We start from the raw sequence: 13,488 nt of genomic DNA, 5'->3' as shown, positions 1-13,488 counted from the left end.
GCACAGGTACGAGGCAGAGCGGCACGGTGACCAGGGTGACACGTGGCAGCGCGGTCGGGAGTCGGGTGGTTGAGCGACCCTACTGGCCGTACGAGCGGCGCAGCCGGTGGTTGACCAGGTAGTTGAGGCGGTGGCGTAGGTGGCCGAGGGTGCTCTCGCTCGGCAGTTCCCCGTCGGTGGTGAGCGTCCAGCGCAGCGTGCAGTCCCCGCCGGGCAGTCCGGCGGTCAGGTCGAAGCGGATCCGGTCCAACGGTCGGTGCGGCCACAGCGACGACCAGACGAGCAGGATCGGCGCGTAGCCAGCCACCACGCGGGCCGCTACCTCGTCGTCGCGCAACTCCAGCCAGGGCCGGCTGCCGGCCTCGTACGGGTCGCGCAGCGACCGCCATACGACGTGCGCGGGCGCCGGTTGACGTCGGCTGCGACTGCCCAGTTGGTGCGCCACGGCCGATCCTTTCCTGGACGGCGACACCCGCCCCGGAGCATTGTGGCAGCCCCACAGTGGCGTGCCGCGCCCACTCGATCCCGCCGCGCGACACCACCCAGCCCGCTGCGCCGCAACCCGCCCGGGCCCAGGGCACGTGAACCGTTCGGGCGCGCCCTACGTGAAACCGGTGATGGGCATGGCGGTCGTATCGTCGGGGTACCTCGCAGCGTGAGCACCGATGTCTGGGGAGGCACAGTGGGGGCACGGTTCGGACGCGACGCGCGGGGCCCGTTGGCGGGCCTGCTGATCGCCGCCCTGGTCTCGCTCGCCTGCGCCGGCGGAGGGCTGGCCGAGCCGGAGGCCGAGCGGCCCGGAGCGGACCCGACAGCCGCCTCCCCGGGGCCGAACACCACCCGGGCCGACAGCACCACAAGCGTCGCCGAGTTCGAGCAGGACGTCGCCGACGCGCAGGCGGTCGCCGAGCGGTACTGGGCGGCCCAGTTCAAGGAATCCGGGCAGCGATTCCAGCCGATCCGGCGGATCATCCCGTACCAGCGCGACGGCGAGGTGTCCTGTGGCGGTCAGGCGTTGCCCCGCAACAACGCCGTCTACTGCTCGCGGGGCGACTTCATCGCGTACGACGTCGCCTGGTCGGTGGCGGCGTTCCGCCAGGTCGGCGACGCGTTCGTCTTCTACCTGCTCGGGCACGAGTACGCGCACGCCATCCAGGTGCGGCTCGGCATCAACTACAGCTTCACCATCCAGCAGGAGTTGCAGGCCGACTGCATGGCCGGGGCGTACCTCGGCGACTCGGTGCGCTCGGGTGCTCTGACCCTCGCCGAGGGTGACCTGGAGGAGTTCCGGGAGGGGGTGGCGGCGGTCGGCGACGACCCGGACCAGCCGTGGTTCGCCGAAGGCGCGCACGGCACCGCCGAGCAACGCACCGACATGTTCTTCCGTGGTTACGAGGGTTCCCTGAAGGAGTGCGACCTGGGCTGAGCGGGTTGCCCGGGTCACTCCGGCGCTCGTTGCCGCCACCGGGCGCGGGTGGTGCTGGCAGGATCGCCGGTGTCGCCCACGACCCTGGAGGCTCCGCTGAGCAGCACCTATCCCGCCGCCGTGCTCTTCGACATGGACGGCACGCTGGTCGACAGCGAAAAGCTGTGGGACGTCGCGTTGCAGGAACTCGCGAAGGAGTACGGCGGGGAGCTCTCCGTCGACGCCCGCCAGTCGATCATCGGCACCGCGATGGCCGAGTCGATGCGCATCCTGCACGACGACCTGGGGCAGCCCGAACGGGATCCGGAGATCAGCGCGGCGTGGATCAACGCCCGGATCCTGGAGTTGTTCCGCACCGGCCTGCCCTGGCAGCCGGGGGCGTTCGAGCTGTTGCGAGCGGTCCGCGCCGCCGGAATCCCCACCGCGCTGGTCACCTCCAGCCCTCGGGCGCTGGTCGAGATCGCCCTGGACACCCTGGGCCGGGACAGCTTCGACACGGTCGTCGCCGGCGACGAGGTGGTGGCGGCCAAGCCGCACCCCGAGCCCTACCTGACCGCGGCCCGGCTGCTGAATGTGCCGATCGCGCGTTGCGTGGCGATCGAGGACTCACCGACCGGGGTGGCCAGCGCGGTCGCCTCGGGCGCGGCGGTGCTGGCCGTACCGGCGGAGGTGGCGTTGCCGAGCACTGTCGGCGTACACCAGGTGGAGAGCCTGACCGGGGTGGACCTGAAGCTGCTCGCGGCGCTGCTGACCGATCGGGCCGCGGCAACCGGTTGACCCGCCCGGCGTGGGTCCGGCGGCGCTCGGCTGTCGCGCGACCAGCCTCGTTCAGGGGCGCTCGGCGAAGACCGCGGCGACCACCTGGTAGCTGTCGAACGCCCGCGCGGCCCCCGCGTACGCGGCCAGGTGGATGAACAGCTCGACGATCTCCTCCCTGGTCACGCCCGAGGTCAGCGCGATGCGCAGCTGCCCGCGCAGCGGCTCGTGGGTGCCGAGGGCGGCGGCGATCGCCACCGAGACCAGGCACCGGCTGCGCAGGTCGAGGCCCTCCCGGGGCCAGGCCGCGCCGAAGGTCTGCACGGTGGCGAGACGACGGAAGTCGTTTCCCACCGACGGCTCACCCTCGGCGAGCGGTAGGACCAACGGCTGCCCGAGCAGCCGCTCGGCGTTGTCGAGTGCCCACTGGTACGCGTCTTGATCGGTCATGTCACCGGCCCCGCCTCTCCGGCCGCCCGCTCGCTGGGCGGGCCGACGCTCTGCCGGCAGCACCAGCTTGGCAGTCGCGTACGGGTGGCCGAGGGGGAATGGACAGGCCGAGGCCCCGGCCGCGCGGATGGCGACCGGGGCCTCGGCTGTGCCGATCAGTCGTGGGCGATGGCGCCCAGGACGTTGATCCGGGCCGCCCGGATCGCCGGGAGCACCGCGGCCACCACGCCGATGATGGCGGCGAGACCGAGGAAGACACCCATCTGCCCCCACGGCAGGATCAGGTCGGTGATGCCCTCGTCCTTGAGTGCCTCGACCACCGCGGCGCCGAGGCCGGTGCCCACCACCACGCCGAGCAGCGCGCCGAACACCGAGATCACCACCGCCTCCACGGTGATCATGCCCATGGTCTGGGACCGGCGTAGGCCGATCGCCCGCAGCAGGCCCAACTCTCGGGTCCGCTCCAGCACCGACAGGGCCAGGGTGTTGATGATGCCCAGCACAGCGATCACGATGGCCAGCGCCAGCAGGATCTGGATCATCGTGAGCAGCCCGTCGAGCTGACCGGTCTGCTGCTCGATGAACGCGTTCCGGTCAGCCACCGACACCTCGGGGCTGTCCGCGAGCAGCGACTCCACCTGCGGCTGTACGTCGGCGACCGCGGTGCCAGGCGCCAACTGGATGTACCCCTGGAAGGGCTGCGGGATCGCGAAGTCCTTGGCCGCCGTCACCGGAAGCATCACCGGGTTCAACAGCTGCCCGGACTCGTAGATGCCGCTGACCGTGTACGTCCGCGCCTCGCCCCGGGTCAACTGCACGTTCACCGTCGAACCCACCGACCAGCCACGCGAGGTGGCAGTGTCCGAACTGGCCAGCATCTGCGTCGGCCCGAGCCGGTCGATGTCACCGGCGGTGGGTTTGGCGCTGAAGATCTGCCGCAGCGACGCGATGTCGCTGCTCGCCCCGACCCAGGTGCTCTGCCCGTTGAGCTTCGCCATGTCGCCGTACTCACCGTCGACCATCTGCACGCCGGGCAGGGCCTTGGCGTGGTCCAGGACACCCGGGTCGAAACTCGGCGGGCGCGGGCCTCCCTGGCTCCCGGCGATCACCAACTCGGCCTTGATGCTGTCCTGGGCGAGCGCGCCGATGCTGCCCTTGGCCGAGTCGAGGATGACCGTGACGCCGGTGACCAGCGCGATGCCGACCATCAGCGCGGCGGCCGTGATCGCGGTACGGCGCGGGTTACGCCCGGAGTTGAGCCGGCCCAGCTTGCCCGGCACCGACCAGGAGAAGATCGCCCCGAGCAGGCTCACCACCGGCCGGCTGAGCAACGGGGTCAGCAGCGCCACCCCGATGAAGGCGAACAGCACCCCGCCCAGGATGGTGGTCAGGGTCTGACCGCCGGCGTTGCCGCTGAGCCCGAGGAAGAGCAGCACCGCGCCGACGCCGGTGACCAGCGACCCGGCCACGGTGACCTTGGTCAACGGCCGGTCCGGGGTGGCCACGTCCTGCATGGCCGCGATCGGCGGAATCCGGGACGCCCGCAGCGCCGGCAGCAGCGCCGCCACGACGGTGATCACCAGGCCGACAGCGAACGAACCGATCACCGCCGACGCCGGCACGCCGATCCCGGCCAGGGCCAGACCACCGGCCAGCTTGCCGAACAGGAACGCCAGCAGCGCGCCCACGCCGATGCCGGCGGCCAGGCCGAGCACTGAGGCGATCAGACCCACGGCGATGGCCTCCAGCACCACCGACCCGATGATCTGCCGTCCACTGGCCCCGATGGCACGCATCAGCGCCAACTCCCGGGTCCGCTGCGCGACGATGATCGAGAAGGTGTTGAGGATCAGGAAGGTGCCCACCAGCAGCGCCACCGCGGCGAAGCCGAGCAGGATCTTGTTGAAGAAGGACAGGCCCTCCTTCAGGCCGTTCGCGGCGTCCGTAGCCAACTGCTCGCCGGTCTTCACCTGGTAGTCGGCGCCGAGGGCACCGGCCAGGTCGTCGCGCAGCTTCTCGTCGGAGACCCCGTCGGCGGCCTGCACGGTGATGCTGCTGAACACGTCCGGCTCGCCGAGCATCAGTCGCTGCGCCACCGGGGTGGTGAAGAAGACCTCGTTCGCGCCACCGATCGAGTCCCGGTCACCGCTGTAACCGAAGACGCCGACCAGGGTGAAGTCCCGCTTCTTCGACTCGAACGCGGTGAGCACGCCGACCGTCTGGCCGACCTGCACCTTTGCCGAGGTGGCCAGCGCCCTGTTGATGACGATCTCGTCCTCGGCCTGCGGGGCGCGCCCCTCACGCAGTCGCAGCAGTTCGCTCTCGCCGGTCCAGTTCTCGCCCAGTTGCGGCGGACCGAACGAGGTCACCACCTTGCCGTTGCTGCCGATGATCCGGGCGCCGTCGGCGGCGACGACGCCGGTCGCCGACGCCACCCCCGGCATCTGCTTGACCCGGTCCACCACGGCGGCCGGCAGCGGGTTGGCGGTCTGTTCGCCCTCGAACTCGTCGACATCCACCTTCGGTTTCGCCGCGACGTTCACGTCGATCTCCGAATAGGCGTCAGCGAAGGTCGAGTCGAAGGAGCGGCCCAGCGTGTCGGTGAGCACGAAGGCACCCGAGACGAACATCACGCCGAGCACCACCGCCAGCCCGGACAGGATCAGCCGGACCTTGCGGGCCAGCAGACTCTTCAGAGTCGCGCGGAACATCAGTTGCCCACCTCGGCCGGAGTGTCCAGCTTCTTCATGGTGTCCAGCACCGTCTCGGCGGTCGGCTCGATCAACTCCGAGACGATCTCACCGTCGGCGAGGAAGACCACCCGGTCGGCGTACGCGGCGGCCGTCGGGTCGTGGGTGACCATCACGATGGTCTGGCCGTGCTCCCGCACCGAGTTACGCAGGAAGTTGAGCACCTCCGCGCCGGAGCGTGAGTCCAGGTTGCCGGTCGGCTCGTCCGCGAAGATCACCTCGGGGCGGGAGACCAGCGCCCGCGCGCACGCCACCCGCTGCTGCTGCCCACCGGAGAGCTGCGCCGGCCGGTGGTCCAGCCGGTCCTTCAGACCCACCGTCTCGATCACCGTGTCGTACCAGGCCGGGTCCGGTTTGCGCCCGGCGATCGACAGCGGCAGCAGGATGTTCTCCTTGGCGGTCAGCGTCGGCAGCAGGTTGAACTGCTGGAAGATGAAGCCCACCTTGTCGCGCCGCAGCTTCGTCAGCCCCGCGTCGCCCAGCCCGGTGACCGTCGTCTCACCGATCGCCACCGTCCCCCGGGTCACCGAGTCCAGGCCGGCCAGGCAGTGCATCAGCGTCGACTTGCCCGAACCCGACGGGCCCATGATCGCGGTGAAGCGGCCACGTTCGAACTCGGCGCTGACCCCCCGCAGCGCGATGACCTGAGCCTCGCCGCTGCCGTACACCTTCCACACGTCGTTCGCCCGGGCCGCGGCCTGCGCCTGCTGGCCTACCGTCGCGGTCACGTCATCTACCTCTTCCGTCTGTCCGAAAACGCACGCCGCCCCCGATGGTCCGGCGCGACCGTTCAATCATCGGTGCTGTGCTCGCCCATCCCGTCCGACCCTGGGGGGACCCGGAGCGGATTTCCCGCTGCGGGTGCACCCCTATGTCGGATCAGGGTTGCCCCTGACGTGACGACCGGTAGACCGTTTTTCCCCACCCGGCGACGGGCGGCGGCACCGACAGTCGCACCTGACGCCACAGGAGGGTCAACCGAACCGAGTCATCTCCGGTCACGGTAGGTGACGGCGGCAACGCCAGCCGTCCCCCCACGGAGGGATCTTCGAGTACGCCAGGTGAGGTACCCGGGCCGGTGCGGCTACGCCCGGGGGCGGACCAGCCCCGACTCGTACGCCAGCACGACCGCCTGCACCCGGTCGCGCAGCCGCAGCTTGGTCAACACGTGCCCGACATGGGTCTTTATGGTGGTCTCGCTCACCGACAGGACCGCCGCGATCTCGGCGTTGGACAGCCCCCGGGCGACCTGCACGAGCACCTCGCGCTCCCGGTCGGTGAGCGCGTCGAGCGCCGCCGACGGCGTCACCGCCGGGTCGGGCAGCAGCTCCGCGAAGCGGTCCAGCAGCCGCCGCAGAATCCGAGGTGCCACCACCGCGTCCCCGCCGGCGACCGTGCGGATAGCGGCGATCAGGTCCTCGGCCGGCACGTCCTTGGCCAGGAACCCGCTGGCGCCGGCCCGCAACGCGCCCACCACGTACTCGTCCAGGTCGAAGGTGGTGAGCACCAGCACCCGGACCGGCAGTCGGGCGCCGACGATCGCCCGGGTCGCCGCCACCCCGTCCATCCGGGGCATCCGGATGTCCATCAACACGACGTCGGGCAGCAGTCGGCGGGACAACTCCACCGCCTCCACGCCGTCACCGGCCTCCGCCACCACGTCCAGGTCGCTCTCGGCGCCCAGCACCATCCGGAACCCGGTCCGCAGCAGCGGCTGGTCGTCGGCGAGCAGGATCCGCACCGGCCGCGCCGAGGGCGCCTGTTCGCTCATCTCGTCTCCCGTCCCGCCGACGTCGTGACGCGCACCGGTCATCCTCGCGTACCGGAGTCGGTGCGTCGCGGATCACCGTAGAGGCCGGCCGGTCGCCCTGTCCGGACCGCGACGGCACCGCCGCGGTCGGGTCTTCCGGCGTCGGGGGGCGGCAGGTGATCCCGCCCGAACCCGTCGCGCCGGACGTGCGCGTCGCTCAGGAGACGGTCAGTCGTCGGCGCCCGGCGCCACCGGGGTGGCCCGCGAGTCACGCAGCGGGTCGGCGCTCGCCGCGGCGACCGGGAACGGCGGCGGGGTGCCGCCGAAGCTGGGACACAGCGCCTGGTGGCTGCACCAGTCGCAGAGCCGGCTCGGCCGGGGCCGGAAATCCTGCCGGGCGGTGGCCTGCTCGATCGCCCGCCACAGTGCCACCACGGTGCGTTCGAAGCGGACCAGCTCGTCGGCGTCCGGTGTGTAGTCCAACACCTCGGCGTCGCGCAGGTAGAGCAGCCGCAGCACCCGGGGAACCACCCCCCGGGTACGCCACAGCACCAGGGCGTAGAACTTCAGCTGGAACAACGCCCGTGCCTCGAACGCCTCGCGTGGGGCGCCGCCGGTCTTGTAGTCGACCACCCGCAGCGCGCCGTCGGGCGCGACATCGAGCCGGTCGAGGTAACCCCGGATCAGCAACTCCTCGTCGACGACCGCGGAGATCAGGCTCTCCCGTTCGGCGGGCTCCAGCCGGGTCGGGTCCTCCACCGCGAAGTAACCCTGCAACAGCCCGGCGGCGGAGCGGAGGAACTCCACCGGGCCGGCCGGCTCCGCGTCGTCGAAGATCCCGGCCAGCTCCGGCTGCTCGGTGACCAGTCGGTCCCACTGGGGGGCCACCAGGTCACCGGCCGCCTCCGGGGTGCGGCCGGTGGCGGGCAGGTCGAACAGGCGCTCCAACACCGCGTGCACCAGCGTGCCCCGGGCCTGCTCCATGGTGGTGCGCTCGGGCAGCCGGTCGATGCTGCGGAACCGGTAGAGCAGCGGGCAGGTCTTGAAATCCGCCGCCCGCGACGGGGACAGCGAGGCCCGCACCGTCGGCGGCGCCTGCGCGGCAGGGGAGGGCTGGGAGGTGGTGACCGATTCCGCCGTCATGTCGGCAAAGGTTAGGGCACCGGTGTGACACCGCCCGCCGCCCGCCCCGCACAGCGACGGTCCGTAGCATCGTGGCGATGGAGCAGACAACCCGGCCGCCGCGCCGACCAGACCGACGCCTCGGCCTGAACGTCGGACGCGTGTTCGGGGTGCCGCTGCACCTCAACGGCTCGATGGTCCTGCTCGCGGTGCTCATCGCCGTGCTGTACGGCGAGTTCGCCCGCCGGCAACTGGGCCTGCCGCAGCTCAGCGGCTACCTGATCGGCTTCGGGTTCGTCGTGTCGCTGCTCGGTTCGGTGCTGCTGCACGAGCTGGGCCACGCCCTCACCGCCCGGCGGTACGGCATCGGTGTGCGCGGGATCACCCTGGAGCTGCTCGGCGGCTACACCGAGATGGACCGCGACGCCCCGTCGCCCCGCGTCGACCTGCTGGTCTCGCTGGCCGGCCCGGCGGTCTCCGCGGTGCTCGGCGTCCTGGCGGTCGCCGCCACACTCGCCCTGCCCGAGGGGACCGTGGCCCACCAGCTCGCCTTCCAGCTCGCGGTCAGCAACGTCATCGTGGCGCTGTTCAACAGCCTGCCCGGCCTGCCGCTCGACGGCGGCCGGGCGCTGCGCGCCGCCGTGTGGGGGCTGACCAGCGACCGGCACCTCGGCACCGAGGTCGCCGGGTGGGCCGGCCGGATCGTCGCCGTCGGCACCGCGGCCCTGGTTCTGCTCCTCACCGTCGAGCGGCGTCTGGCACCGTTGGCGCTGCCGCTGATGCTGCTGGTCGCCGTCACTCTCTGGCGCGGCGCCGGGCAGTCGATCCGGGCCGCCCGGGTCAGCCGCCGGTTCCCGCTGATCGACCTCGCCCGGCTGGCCCGTCCGGCCTGGCCGGTGGCCACCGGTACGCCGCTGGCCGAGGCCCAGCGCAGACGCGCCGAGAGTGGGCAGCCCGGCGCCGCGCTGCTGGTCACCGACTCCACCGGTCGGCCGGTGGCGCTGGTCGACCCGGCCGCCGCCGACGCGGTGCCGGTCGAGCGCCGACCGTGGCTGGCGGTCGACGCCGTCGCCCGGTCGCTGGGCACACTTCCCACGTTGTCGCTCGGGTGGGACGGCGAGCGGGTGATGGAGGCCGTACAGACCTACCCGGGCGCGCAGTACGTGGTGACGTCAGGCGAAGATGTCGTCGGCATTCTGCACATCGCGGACCTGGCACAGCTCCTCGAACCCAACCGGAAGATGACACCGTGACCGCAACTCCCTCCACCGTCGCCGCCGACCCCGCCACCCCGGCACTGACACCCGTGCACCGGGGGCCGTTCCGGCCCGGCGACCGGGTCCAGCTGACCGACCCCAAGGGGCGGATGCACACAGTGACGCTGGAGCCCGGCAAGGAGTTCCACACCCACCGCGGCATCCTGGCGCACGACGCGCTGATCGGGCTCCCCGACGGCAGCGTGGTGACCACCGCCGGTGGCGGCACCGCGTTCCTGGCCCTGCGGCCGCTCCTGTCGGACTACGTGCTGTCCATGCCGCGCGGCGCCCAGGTGATCTACCCCAAGGACTCGGCGCAGATCGTCGCGATGGGCGACATCTTCCCCGGCGCGAAGGTCCTCGAGGCCGGCGCCGGCTCCGGCGCGCTCAGCTGCTCGCTGCTGCGCGCCGTCGGCACCGAGGGCGAGCTGCACTCGTTCGAGCTGCGCGACGACTTCGCCCAGATCGCCAAGCGCAACGTCGAGGCGTTCTTCAACGGGCCGCACCCCTCGTGGAACCTGCACGTCGGTGACGTCGCGCAGTGCCAGGAGACCGGCTTCGACCGGATCATCCTGGACATGCTGACCCCCTGGGAGACCCTCGACATGGTCGAGCGGGCGCTGGTGCCCGGCGGGGTGTTCATCGGCTACGTCGCCACCACCCCGCAGCTCTCCGAGCTGGTGGAGGCGCTGCGCGAGCGGGGCGGCTGGACCGAGCCGCGGGCCTGGGAGTCCCTGGTGCGCGACTGGCACGCCGAGGGCCTCGCCGTCCGGCCGGACCACCGGATGATCGCGCACACCGCCTTCCTGGTGTCCGCGCGCAAGCTGGCCCCGGGAGTCACCGCGCCGCCGCGTCGCCGCAAGCCCAGCAAGGGCACCGAGGCGTACGCGCAGCGCCGCCAGGACCTGCGCGAGGCGGAGGCGGCCCGACAGGCCACCGCCGCCCAGGCCGCAGGCGCGCAGCCCAACGGTACGGGGGAGATGGACAGGCCGTGACCATCGAGCTGGGTGTCGGCACCGCCGAGCAGGGGGAGACGCTGGCATGAGCCGACCGGGCTACGGCGGTGGAGACCTCCCCGCGGTCTTTCCCGACTGGTCGCCCTACCAGGACCTGGAGTCCGCGGCGCGGGCCTACCTGCGTGACCCGGATGTCGCCTTGGAGGCGCTCGGCGGCGTGCTGCGCGGCGCGTCGGTGCTCGGCTTCACCCTGGAACGCTTCGTCAACGAGGTCAACGGGGTGTGGCAGGAGGTCGTCGTCTGCGATGGCAGCCGGCTCATCCTCTGGCACGGCGAGGACGTGCCGCCGGAGGAGGGCCCGCCGGGCTCGATGACCTCGTCACTGCGGGTGGTGCCGGTCTCCACAGTCACCGAGGTGGGCTGCCGGCGGCGGCTCAACCGTTCCGAGAGCGGCGAGATCCGGGTCGACAGCATCGACGTCTATCTGCTGCTCACCTCGTTGGACGAGGCGCCGCCGAGCGAGGAGATGGTCGGCACGCCCCGGCACGACGCGCTGCGCTTCGGTAAGACCCTCGACGACGGCGGGGCCGGGCAGATCGCCCGGTTGGAGGAGTTCGCGCGGTTGGTCGCCTCGGTGGTCGGCCGGCCGATGCTCTGAGGCGTACCCCTTCTGAACCCCGGCCGGGCCTGCGCGGCCCGGCCGGTGGGTCAGTCTTCCTCGGCGTCCGGGCCGGCGACCTCGACGCCGTCGCCGCGCACCACGTGGATGCAGTCGCCCGGACACTCCTTCGCGGAGTCGATCACCTCGAGTCGCAGGTGCGCGGGGACGTCGACCCGGCTGCCCGGCGCCATCCGCAACTCACCATCGACGCCCTTGACGTAGGCCAGGCCGTCGATGTCGAACTCGAAAACCTCCGGCGCGTACTGCACGCAGAGCCCGTCGCCGGTGCAGAGATCCTGGTCGACCCAGACCTGCAACTCGTCGGTCGCGACCTCGGCCACCTGTGCACCCCCCATGTTCTCCCGTCCCACGCTCCGACGGTACCCGAACGCCGGTAACCGCCCGTCAGGCCACCCTTGGCGATCAAGGTTCGGTGACGAGGGTGTTGCGTGGGACCGAATCGGCCTCATAGCGGCTAGTGTTAGGGCAGAACGTTCAAGCCCCCCGGGGAGGTGGGACGTGGCAGCACGTAGCGACGACGCGGACTCGCGCGCCGCACGGTGGGAGAAGGAAGCCCACGATCTCTCCACGCAGGTCGCGTTCCTGCAAGAGGAACTCGCCCTGGTGCGGCGCAAGTTGACCGAAAGCCCCCGACACGTCCGGCAGCTCGAAGAGCGGCTGGCGGCCACCCAGGCTCAGTTGGCGCGGCTGACCGAGAACAACGACCGGCTGGTGAGCACCCTCAAGGAAGCTCGCACGCAGATCGTGACGCTCAAGGAGGAGATCGACCGGCTCGCGCAACCGCCGAGTGGGTACGGCGTCTTCCTGGCCAAGCACGAGGATGGCACGGTGGATGTCTTCACCGGCGGCCGAAAACTACGGGTTTCGGTCTCGCCCTCGCTCGACGTGGGTGACCTGCGGCGCGGCCAGGAGGTCCTGCTCAACGACGCGCTCAACATCGTCGACGCGTTCGGTTACGAGCGGGTCGGTGAGGTGGTGATGCTCAAGGAGATCCTGGAGGGACCGAACGGCGGGCCGGGTGACCGGGCGCTGGTGGTCTCCCACTCCGACGAGGAGCGCATCGTGCACCTCGCCGAGACGCTCATCGGCTCGGCGATCCGGGCCGGCGACTCGCTCATGATCGAGCCCCGCTCGGCGTACGCGTACGAGCGGATCCCGAAGAGCGAGGTCGAGGAGTTGGTCCTGGAGGAGGTGCCCGACGTCGACTACGGCGACATCGGTGGCCTCCAGTCGCAGATCGAGCAGATCCGCGACGCGGTGGAGCTGCCGTTCCTGCACGCGGACCTGTTCCGTGAGCACCAGCTCCGCCCGCCCAAGGGCATCCTGCTCTACGGCCCGCCCGGCTGCGGCAAGACGCTCATCGCCAAGGCGGTGGCCAACTCGCTGGCCAAGAAGATCGCTGAGCGCCAGGGCAAGGAGAAGCACACCAGCTTCTTCCTCAACATCAAGGGCCCCGAGCTGCTCAACAAGTACGTCGGTGAGACCGAGCGGCACATCCGGCTGATCTTCCAGCGTGCCCGGGAGAAGGCCGGCGAGGGCACACCGGTGATCGTGTTCTTCGACGAGATGGACTCGATCTTCCGGACCCGTGGCTCCGGTGTCTCCTCCGACGTGGAGAACACCATCGTCCCGCAGCTGCTCAGCGAGATCGACGGCGTGGAGGGTCTGGAGAACGTCATCGTCATCGGCGCCTCCAACCGGGAAGACATGATCGACCCGGCGATCCTGCGTCCCGGTCGTCTCGACGTGAAGATCAAGATCGAGCGACCGGACGCCGAGGCGGCCAAGGACATCTTCTCCAAGTACATCCTCTCCGGGCTGCCCCTGCACCCGGACGACCTGGCCGAACACGGCACCGACCCTCAGGCCACCGTCGCGGCGATGATCGACGCCGTGGTGCTGCGGATGTACTCCGAAACCGAGGAGAACCGCTTCCTCGAGGTCACCTACGCCAACGGTGACAAGGAAGTCCTCTACTTCAAGGACTTCAACTCCGGCGCGATGATCCAGAACATCGTCGACCGGAGCAAGAAGATGGCCATCAAGGAGTTCCTCACCTCGGGTCGCAAGGGGCTGCGTCTGCAGCACCTGCTCGACGCCTGCGTCGACGAGTTCCGCGAGAACGAGGATCTCCCCAACACCACCAACCCCGACGACTGGGCGCGCATCTCCGGCAAGAAGGGCGAGCGGATCGTCTACATCCGCACGCTCGTCTCCGGCGGCAAGGGCGCCGAGGCCGGCAGGTCCATCGAGACCGCCAGCAACACCGGCCAGTACCTGTAGAACCAGCGTTCAACCGGGGCGACGCGTTTCGACGCGTCGCCCCGGTTGCCGTTGTGC

Annotated in this window: 13 protein-coding genes; 6 read left to right on the top strand and 7 right to left on the bottom strand. The window is 70.9% G+C overall.

From position 1 onward, the window contains the following. Window positions 1–79 precede the first annotated feature (79 nt). Window positions 80–445 carry a hypothetical protein gene (locus tag DLJ59_RS03795; RefSeq protein WP_124771120.1) on the bottom strand — a complete coding sequence of 122 codons (366 nt, stop codon included), beginning with the start codon at window positions 443–445 and terminating at the stop codon, window positions 80–82. Between the two features lie 237 nt (window positions 446–682). Here DLJ59_RS03795 and DLJ59_RS03790 point away from each other — a divergent pair, with 237 nt between their 5' ends. Beyond that, on the top strand, window positions 683–1,426 hold the full coding sequence (locus tag DLJ59_RS03790) for a neutral zinc metallopeptidase (RefSeq protein WP_124771119.1): 744 nt from the start codon (window positions 683–685) through the stop codon (window positions 1,424–1,426). 120 nt (window positions 1,427–1,546) lie between these two features. Next, window positions 1,547–2,203 carry an HAD family hydrolase gene (locus DLJ59_RS03785; RefSeq protein WP_124771122.1) on the top strand — a complete coding sequence of 219 codons (657 nt, stop codon included), beginning with the start codon at window positions 1,547–1,549 and terminating at the stop codon, window positions 2,201–2,203. A gap of 51 nt (window positions 2,204–2,254) precedes the next feature. Here DLJ59_RS03785 and DLJ59_RS03780 read toward each other — a convergent pair whose 3' ends face one another. From DLJ59_RS03780 to DLJ59_RS03760, 5 genes are all read right to left on the bottom strand, one after another. After that, window positions 2,255–2,632 carry a carboxymuconolactone decarboxylase family protein gene (locus DLJ59_RS03780; protein WP_124771118.1) on the bottom strand — a complete coding sequence of 126 codons (378 nt, stop codon included), beginning with the start codon at window positions 2,630–2,632 and terminating at the stop codon, window positions 2,255–2,257. A 155-nt stretch (window positions 2,633–2,787) separates the two neighbouring features. Then, window positions 2,788–5,343, bottom strand: coding sequence for an ABC transporter permease (locus DLJ59_RS03775; RefSeq protein ID WP_124771117.1), 2,556 nt, complete (start codon window positions 5,341–5,343; stop codon window positions 2,788–2,790). Continuing rightward, the gene (locus DLJ59_RS03770; RefSeq protein ID WP_124771116.1) at window positions 5,343–6,110 is read right to left on the bottom strand and encodes an ABC transporter ATP-binding protein; all 768 of its coding nucleotides are present in this window, start codon (window positions 6,108–6,110) and stop codon (window positions 5,343–5,345) included. Before DLJ59_RS03770 ends, DLJ59_RS03775 begins: the two co-directional genes overlap by 1 nt. A 356-nt stretch (window positions 6,111–6,466) precedes the next feature. Next, window positions 6,467–7,153 (bottom strand): response regulator, encoded by a 687-nt coding sequence (locus tag DLJ59_RS03765; RefSeq protein ID WP_124771115.1) that lies wholly within the window; start codon window positions 7,151–7,153, stop codon window positions 6,467–6,469. A gap of 207 nt (window positions 7,154–7,360) precedes the next feature. Continuing rightward, the gene (locus tag DLJ59_RS03760; RefSeq protein ID WP_124771114.1) at window positions 7,361–8,275 is read right to left on the bottom strand and encodes a RecB family exonuclease; all 915 of its coding nucleotides are present in this window, start codon (window positions 8,273–8,275) and stop codon (window positions 7,361–7,363) included. A 77-nt stretch (window positions 8,276–8,352) separates the two neighbouring features. On the opposite strand from DLJ59_RS03760, the gene DLJ59_RS03755 reads away from it, so the two are divergent. The 3 genes from DLJ59_RS03755 to DLJ59_RS03745 are packed head-to-tail and all read left to right on the top strand — an operon-like array spanning window position 8,353 to window position 11,124. Continuing rightward, window positions 8,353–9,507 carry a site-2 protease family protein gene (locus tag DLJ59_RS03755; protein WP_124771113.1) on the top strand — a complete coding sequence of 385 codons (1,155 nt, stop codon included), beginning with the start codon at window positions 8,353–8,355 and terminating at the stop codon, window positions 9,505–9,507. Continuing rightward, window positions 9,504–10,505, top strand: coding sequence for a tRNA (adenine-N1)-methyltransferase (locus DLJ59_RS03750; RefSeq protein WP_425271386.1), 1,002 nt, complete (start codon window positions 9,504–9,506; stop codon window positions 10,503–10,505). The genes DLJ59_RS03755 and DLJ59_RS03750 overlap by 4 nt, the downstream gene beginning before the upstream one ends. 46 nt (window positions 10,506–10,551) lie before the next feature. Beyond that, window positions 10,552–11,124, top strand: a complete 573-nt coding sequence (locus DLJ59_RS03745) for a hypothetical protein (RefSeq protein WP_124771112.1) — start codon at window positions 10,552–10,554, stop codon at window positions 11,122–11,124. Window positions 11,125–11,174: 50 nt separating this feature from the next. Here the strand turns inward: DLJ59_RS03745 and DLJ59_RS03740 are convergent, their stop codons facing one another. After that, complete coding sequence (locus DLJ59_RS03740) at window positions 11,175–11,468, bottom strand: ferredoxin (RefSeq protein ID WP_091408893.1); 294 nt, start codon at window positions 11,466–11,468, stop codon at window positions 11,175–11,177. 178 nt (window positions 11,469–11,646) lie between these two features. On the opposite strand from DLJ59_RS03740, the gene arc reads away from it, so the two are divergent. Further along, window positions 11,647–13,431 (top strand): proteasome ATPase, encoded by a 1,785-nt coding sequence (arc, locus tag DLJ59_RS03735; protein ID WP_124771111.1) that lies wholly within the window; start codon window positions 11,647–11,649, stop codon window positions 13,429–13,431. Window positions 13,432–13,488 lie beyond the last annotated feature (57 nt).

The sequence above is a fragment of the Micromonospora inaquosa genome (assembly GCF_003857055.1).
GTDB classification, from domain to species: Bacteria; Actinomycetota; Actinomycetes; order Mycobacteriales; family Micromonosporaceae; genus Micromonospora; species Micromonospora inaquosa.
Note: the sequence above shows the minus strand (reverse complement) of the source record. Positions and strands in the feature narration are given on the sequence as shown.

Bases quoted from the DNA above. Each gene is read 5' to 3' on its own strand.
- DLJ59_RS03780 (WP_124771118.1), bottom strand. From the start codon at position 2,632: ATGACCGATCAAGACGCGTACCAGTGGGCACTCGACAACGCCGAGCGG.
- DLJ59_RS03775 (WP_124771117.1), bottom strand. From the start codon at position 5,343: ATGTTCCGCGCGACTCTGAAGAGTCTGCTGGCCCGCAAGGTCCGGCTG.
- DLJ59_RS03765 (WP_124771115.1), bottom strand. From the start codon at position 7,153: ATGAGCGAACAGGCGCCCTCGGCGCGGCCGGTGCGGATCCTGCTCGCC.
- DLJ59_RS03760 (WP_124771114.1), bottom strand. From the start codon at position 8,275: ATGACGGCGGAATCGGTCACCACCTCCCAGCCCTCCCCTGCCGCGCAG.
- DLJ59_RS03755 (WP_124771113.1), top strand. From the start codon at position 8,353: ATGGAGCAGACAACCCGGCCGCCGCGCCGACCAGACCGACGCCTCGGC.
- DLJ59_RS03745 (WP_124771112.1), top strand. From the start codon at position 10,552: ATGAGCCGACCGGGCTACGGCGGTGGAGACCTCCCCGCGGTCTTTCCC.